This window comes from Nocardia carnea (genome assembly GCF_029869215.1).
In the GTDB taxonomy this organism is placed as follows: Bacteria; Actinomycetota; Actinomycetes; order Mycobacteriales; family Mycobacteriaceae; genus Nocardia; species Nocardia carnea_B.
This window is the reverse complement of the sequence record NZ_JARWPM010000428.1, coordinates 1-6,239: the sequence shown is the minus strand read 5'-3', so window position 1 is coordinate 6,239 and position 6,239 is coordinate 1. Positions and strand designations below refer to the sequence as shown.

General features: G+C 69.1%; 5 protein-coding genes. All 5 read left to right on the top strand.

All coding sequences use genetic code 11. From position 1 onward, the window contains the following. The first annotated feature begins 323 nt into the window (after positions 1–323). The 5 genes from QH276_RS31915 to mmsB all read left to right on the top strand — a co-directional run bounded on the left by QH276_RS31915 (position 324) and on the right by mmsB (position 6,078). Entirely contained in the window at positions 324–1,277 is a 954-nt protein-coding gene (locus QH276_RS31915; protein WP_280407000.1) for a DUF2157 domain-containing protein, read from the top strand. Between the two features lie 134 nt (positions 1,278–1,411). Continuing rightward, positions 1,412–2,911 carry a CoA-acylating methylmalonate-semialdehyde dehydrogenase gene (locus QH276_RS31910; RefSeq protein ID WP_280397912.1) on the top strand — a complete coding sequence of 500 codons (1,500 nt, stop codon included), beginning with the start codon at positions 1,412–1,414 and terminating at the stop codon, positions 2,909–2,911. A 2-nt stretch (positions 2,912–2,913) separates the two neighbouring features. Next, positions 2,914–4,065, top strand: coding sequence for an acyl-CoA dehydrogenase family protein (locus tag QH276_RS31905; RefSeq protein ID WP_280397911.1), 1,152 nt, complete (start codon positions 2,914–2,916; stop codon positions 4,063–4,065). 31 nt (positions 4,066–4,096) lie between these two features. Continuing rightward, entirely contained in the window at positions 4,097–5,182 is a 1,086-nt protein-coding gene (locus QH276_RS31900) for an enoyl-CoA hydratase/isomerase family protein (RefSeq protein WP_280397910.1), read from the top strand. Continuing rightward, entirely contained in the window at positions 5,182–6,078 is an 897-nt protein-coding gene (gene mmsB, locus QH276_RS31895) for a 3-hydroxyisobutyrate dehydrogenase (RefSeq protein ID WP_280397909.1), read from the top strand. Before QH276_RS31900 ends, mmsB begins: the two co-directional genes overlap by 1 nt. Positions 6,079–6,239 lie beyond the last annotated feature (161 nt).

Below are 6,239 nucleotides of genomic sequence, written 5' to 3'. Positions count from 1 at the left end.
GCGCATCGCCCGCGCTGCCACCGGCGAGGCCGGCCCGCGGGACCCCCCCCGCCCCCGCCGCGTACGGCCCCGCGAAAACCGCCCCGGGCCCCCCCCGGGCCCCGGCGCCCCCCCACGCGGGGTTTCGGGCCGGCCGGGGGGGGGCGGGGTCGTTTTTTGGGGGGTCTTTCTTGGGGGCGGCGGGGGTTGTTTGGCGGGTGGGCGTCGCCGGTGGCAGCGCGGGCGATGCGCCGGCCGTACCGGGTGAGCCGCGACCTTCCGCTGATATCGGTGGCAATAAGCCGACTGCCGCGGGTACGCACGAGAGTGCCCCGCCTGCGCTGGTGGATCTGGTACGCCGGGGTGTGCTGGACGAGAATCAGCTGGGTGCGGTGGTGACGGCGCTGGCGCAGGAGCATCCCCGGCCGGCCCCGGCGCGCCTGCTCGCCGAGATCGCCGCGTACGCCGGCGCGGGGCTGCTGCTGAGCGGGCTCGTGCTGATCCTCGCCGAATCCTGGGACGATATGGCGAAACTCGGCCGGTTCGTCTTGTTCGTCCTGGTGGCGTTCGGGTTGGCGGTGGCCGGGGTGGCGACCGCGGGTGGGCGACGCGTGCTGTTCCGGCCGGCCTGGCGGCTGCTCCCCGCCGCCGGCCATACCGCCCGCACCCGGCTGGCCGCGGTGCTGTTCGCGCTGGCCGCGGTGAGTATCGCGGCCGCGGCCGGGGCGGTGTTCGACGACGGGAACGTCTCCACCGATCTCACCTGGGTCTACGCGGCGGTCGCGGGACTGCTGGCCGCGGTCGCCGGGTACGCGGCGCTGCCGTCGTTGCTGGGTTTGCTGCTGTGCGCCGGTTTCAGCGTGGCGGCGGTACACGGTGTGCTGGGCGAGTTCCTGGAGATCGATGGCGACCTGACCGGACTCGGTGTGCTGGCCTTGGGCCTCGGGTGGCTGGGTATCACCCGCCTCGGGGTCGTGCTCGATCGGTGGGCCGGGTATGTCGTGGGGGTCGTGGTGGCCGTGACGGGGGCGCAGACCGTCGATGTCTTCGATCAGATGCGGCTGGCGTATGCGCTTACGGCCGTGGTCGCGATGGTGTGTTTCGCGCTCTACGCCACCGACCGCTCGTGGGTGCTGAGTCTCGGCGGTGCGGCCGCGCTGACGGTGGCGGCGGTGGAGGCGGTCGCGGATTGGACCGGGGAATCGGCGGGGGCGTCCGGGGCGATCCTCGTGGTGGGCGCGGTGGTGCTCGGAATCGGTAGCTACCTGCTGACCAGGTCGGCGAAGAAAACGGCCTAGCTCTGGTTTGCCGGCCGGGCCGGGTGTATCGTTTTGCTTGGACGTCCAACTATTGGATGCCCGCAATAATGATCTTCGTGTGACGGACGGCCGCAGCGCCGCGCCCGCCACCCCCGACACGAGGCAGGAATCGCATGGTTCGAGAACTCACCCATTTCATCGGCGGGCAGCAGGTCCCCGGCGCGTCCGGCAGGTTCGGGGATGTCTACGACCCCAACCTCGGCGAGGTGCAGGCCCGGGTGCCGCTGGCGAGCAAATCCGAGGTCGAGCAGACCATCGCGAATGCCGAAGCCGCGCAGCCGGAGTGGGCCGCGACCAACCCGCAGCGCCGGGCCCGCGTGCTGATGAAGTTCCTGACCCTGGTCAACGACGAGATGGATTCGCTTGCCGCGCTGCTGTCCAGCGAGCACGGTAAGACCATCGCCGATGCCAAGGGCGATATCCAGCGCGGGCTCGAGGTCATCGAATTCGCGGTGGGTATCCCGCACCTGCTCAAGGGCGAATACACCGAGAGCGCGGGCACCGGGATCGATGTGTACTCGATGCGCCAGCCGCTGGGTGTGGTCGCCGGGATCACCCCGTTCAACTTCCCCGCGATGATCCCGCTGTGGAAGGCCGGGCCGGCCCTGGCCTGCGGTAACGCCTTCGTGCTCAAGCCGTCCGAACGCGACCCCTCGGTCCCGCTGCGGCTCGCTGAACTGTTCCTCGAGGCCGGCCTGCCCGAGGGTGTGTTCAACGTGGTCAACGGTGACAAGGAAGCCGTCGACACGATCCTGCACGATCCGCGGATCAAGGCCGTCGGGTTCGTCGGCTCCACCCCGATCGCGCAGTACATCTACGAAACCGCCACCGCCAACGGGAAACGCGCCCAGTGCTTCGGCGGCGCGAAGAACCACGCCATCGTCATGCCCGACGCCGACCTCGACGATGTCGCAGACCAGCTGATCGGTGCCGGTTACGGCTCGGCCGGCGAACGTTGTATGGCCATCTCGGTGGCCGTTCCGGTGGGTGAGGAGACCGCGGACCGGCTGGTCGAGAAGCTCACCGAACGGGTGCACAAACTCAATGTCGGCAAATCCGACGATCCCGGCGCCGATTACGGGCCGCTGGTGGGTCTCGACGGTGTGGACCGGGTGAAGAAGTACATCCAGCAGGGTATCGACGAGGGCGCCGAACTGGTGGTCGACGGCCGCGGGCTCACCGTGGAGGGCGCCGAGAACGGCTACTTCGTGGGGGCGACCCTGTTCGACCGGGTCGGCAAGGAGATGTCGATCTACACCGACGAGATCTTCGGCCCGGTGCTCAGTGTGGTGCGCGCGGGTGACTACCAGGAAGCCCTGGCGCTGGCCAACGATCACGAATACGGCAACGGCGTCGCCATCTTCACCCGCGACGGTGATACCGCCCGCGATTTCGCGGCCAAGGTACAGGTGGGCATGGTCGGTATCAATGTGCCGATCCCGGTGCCGATCGCGTACTACACCTTCGGCGGCTGGAAGCGCTCCGGGTTCGGCGATCTGAACCAGCACGGCCCCGATTCGATCCGCTTCTACACCAAGACCAAGACGGTGACGCAGCGCTGGCCCGCCGGGCTCAAGGAGAGCAACAGCTTCGTCATCCCGACGATGGAATGAGCATGTTCACTCTCGACTCCGACGAGCGGGCCATCCGCGATACGGCCCGGGAGTTCGCCGACGAATACCTGGCCCCGCATGCCGTGGAATGGGATCAGGAGAAGTATTTCCCGGTGGATGTCCTGCGGAAATCGGGTGCGGTCGGGCTGGGCGGTATCTATGTGCGCGAGGAGTTCGGCGGATCCGGGCTGCGCCGGCTGGACGCGGTGCGGATCTTCGAGGAACTCGCCACCGGCTGCCCGGCCGTGGCCGCCTATATCTCCATCCACAACATGGCGACCTGGATGATCGACGCCTACGGCGACGACGAGCAGCGCCGCCGCTGGCTGCCCGGGCTCACCGCGATGGACCTGCTGGCCAGTTACGCGCTCACCGAACCGGGGACAGGGTCGGATGCGGCGGCCATCACCACCCGGGCGGTGCGCGACGGTGACGACTACATCGTCAACGGCGCCAAACAGTTCATCTCGGGCGCGGGCAGCAACGACCTGTACGTGATGATGGTGCGCACCCAGGACACCGGGGCGCGCGGTATCTCGACCCTGGTGATCCCGGCCGATACCCCCGGCCTGGAGGTGGGCCCGAACGAGAAGAAAATGGGCTGGAACGCCCAGCCCACCCGGCAGGTGATCCTCACCGATGCCCGCGTCCCCGTGGCCAACCGGCTCGGTGCCGAGGGCGACGGTTTCCGGATCGCCATGAACGGGCTCAACGGCGGCCGGCTGAACATCGCGGCGTGTTCGATGGGCGGGGCGCAGGCCGCGCTCGACAAAACGGTGCCGTACCTGGCGCAGCGCGCCGCGTTCGGGGCGCCGCTGCTGAACAATCAGGCGCTGCAGTTCGAACTGGCCGATATGCGGACCAAACTGGAAGCCGCCCGGACCCTGCTGTGGCGGGCCGCGGTGGCCCTGGACGCGGACGCGCCGGACAAGGTCGAACTGTGCGCCATGGCCAAACGATTCGCCACCGATGCCGGTTTCGAGGTCGCCAACACCGCCCTGCAACTGCACGGCGGTTACGGTTACCTGGCCGAATACGGTCTGGAGAAGATCGTCCGGGATCTGCGGGTGCACCAGATCCTGGAGGGCACCAACGAGATCATGCGCCTGGTCGTGGCCCGGTCGATGACGGCGTCCGCGGTGGGCGCCTCATGACCGGCGGGCCGGCGTGCGTGGAAGGAACTGGATGAGCGACGAACCCGAAGTCCTGGTCGAACAGCGCGGCGGCCTGGGCCTGATCACCCTGAACCGGCCCAAGGCCATCAATGCGCTCAACCACGCGATGACGCTCACCATCACCGAGCAGTTGCGGGCCTGGGCCACCGACGACTCGGTGGCCACGGTCGCCATCACCGGTGCCGGTGAGCGTGGCTTGTGCGCGGGCGGCGATATCGTCGCCATCCACCACGACGCCAAGGAGCAGCAGGCCGCCGGGCATGTGGGGTCGGCGGCGGATTCGGCCACCGGGAAGTTCTGGCGCGACGAGTACATTCTCAACGCGCTCATCGGCCGCTACCCCAAACCGTATGTCGCGGTGATGGACGGCATCGTGATGGGTGGCGGGGTCGGGCTGTCCGCGCACGGTAGCCACCGCATCGTCACCGAGAAGTCGACCATCGGGATGCCCGAGGTCGGGATCGGGTTCATTCCCGATGTCGGCGGCACGTATCTGTTGTCGCGGGCACCGGGTGAACTGGGCACCCATATCGCGCTCACCACGGCGCGGATGAAAGCCGGTGACGCGATCGCCACCGGTTTCGCGGACTATTACGTTCCCGCCGAACAGATTCCGGCCCTGCTCACGACGTTGCAGGCCGAATCCGCCGATATCGCGATCGCCAAATTCGCCACCGAGGCCCCGGAATCGGCGTTACTCGGGCAGCGGGACTGGATCGATACCTGCTACGGCGCGGAGACGGTCGCCGAGATCGTCGCCCGGCTGCAGGAACATCCCGATACCGAGGCGAACGCCGCGGCCACCGCGATACTCGGTAAATCGCCGGTCGCGCTGCAGGTCACGCTGCGGTCGCTGCGCTCGGCCGCTTCGGCGGGCAGCCTGGAAGCGGTGCTGAACGAGGAATACCGTGTCTCCATCGCCTCGCTGGCCTCCCACGATCTGGTCGAGGGTATCCGCGCGCAGGTCGTCGACAAGGACCGCAACCCGCAGTGGTCGCCGGCGACGCTCACCGAGGTGAGCAGCGACCGGGTCGACGCGTACTTCGCCGGCCTGGGCGATCGGGAACTGGGTTTGACTACTCCGGAGGACAAGTGATGAGCAAGACGATCGGCTTCCTCGGCCTCGGCCATATGGGCGGGCCCATGGCGGCGAACCTGGTGAAAGCCGGGTACGACGTGCACGCGTTCGACCCGTCGGCCGCGGCGCAGGAACAGGCCAGCAAAGACGGTGTGGCGCTGGTGGATACCGGGGTTGCCGCCGCCACCGACCGCGACATCGTCATCACCATGCTCACCAACGGCAAGCTGGTCCGCGATGTGTACGCCGAACTGCTGCCGGTGGCCCGGCCGGGCACGCTGTTCATCGATTGCTCGACCATCGACGTCGCGGACGCCAAGGCCGCAGCGGAAGCGGCCGCGGCGGCCGGGCACCGGGCCTTGGACGCCCCGGTTTCCGGTGGTGTCGCGGGGGCCGCGGCCGGCACGCTGACCTTCATGGTCGGCGGCGCGGAGAGCGATTTCGCCGAGGCGCTGCCGGTGCTCGAGGTGATGGGCGCCAAGGTCGTGCACTGCGGTGCCTCCGGGGTCGGGCAGGCGGCCAAGATCTGCAACAACATGCTGCTGGGTATTTCGATGATCGGGCTGTCCGAGGCGCTGGTGCTGGGGGAGAAGCTGGGGCTGAGCCACCAGTCGTTCTTCGATGTGGTGTCCCAGGCGTCGGGGCAGAGCTGGGCGCTCACCAGCTACTGTCCGGTGCCGGGGCCGGTGCCGACCAGTCCGGCGAACAACGATTACCAGCCGGGGTTCGCGACCGCATTGATGAACAAGGATCTCGGCCTGGCGGCAGAAGCATTGCGCGCCAATGGTGTCGAGGGCCGGATAGGTCATCTGGCCGCGGAGATATACCGCGAGTTCAACGAGACATCCGGCGGCCGGGACTTTTCGGCGATCGTGACCGAGATCCGGGAACGCAGCGGGAATTCCCCGGCATAGTCGCGTCCGGGCCGCTTCCTGCGGAGGGGGGGGGGGGGGGGGGGGGGGGGGGGGGGGGGGGGGGGGGGGGGGGGGGGGGGGGGGGGGGGGGGGGGGGGGGGGGGGGGGGGGGGGGGGGGGGGGGGGGGGGGGGGGGGGGGGGGGGGGGGGGGGGGGGGGGG

Excerpts from the sequence above, each read along its gene's own strand:
- mmsB (WP_280397909.1), top strand. The coding sequence starts at position 5,182 with ATGAGCAAGACGATCGGCTTCCTCGGCCTCGGCCATATGGGCGGGCCC.
- QH276_RS31900 (WP_280397910.1), top strand. The coding sequence starts at position 4,097 with ATGAGCGACGAACCCGAAGTCCTGGTCGAACAGCGCGGCGGCCTGGGC.
- QH276_RS31905 (WP_280397911.1), top strand. The coding sequence starts at position 2,914 with ATGTTCACTCTCGACTCCGACGAGCGGGCCATCCGCGATACGGCCCGG.
- QH276_RS31910 (WP_280397912.1), top strand. The coding sequence starts at position 1,412 with ATGGTTCGAGAACTCACCCATTTCATCGGCGGGCAGCAGGTCCCCGGC.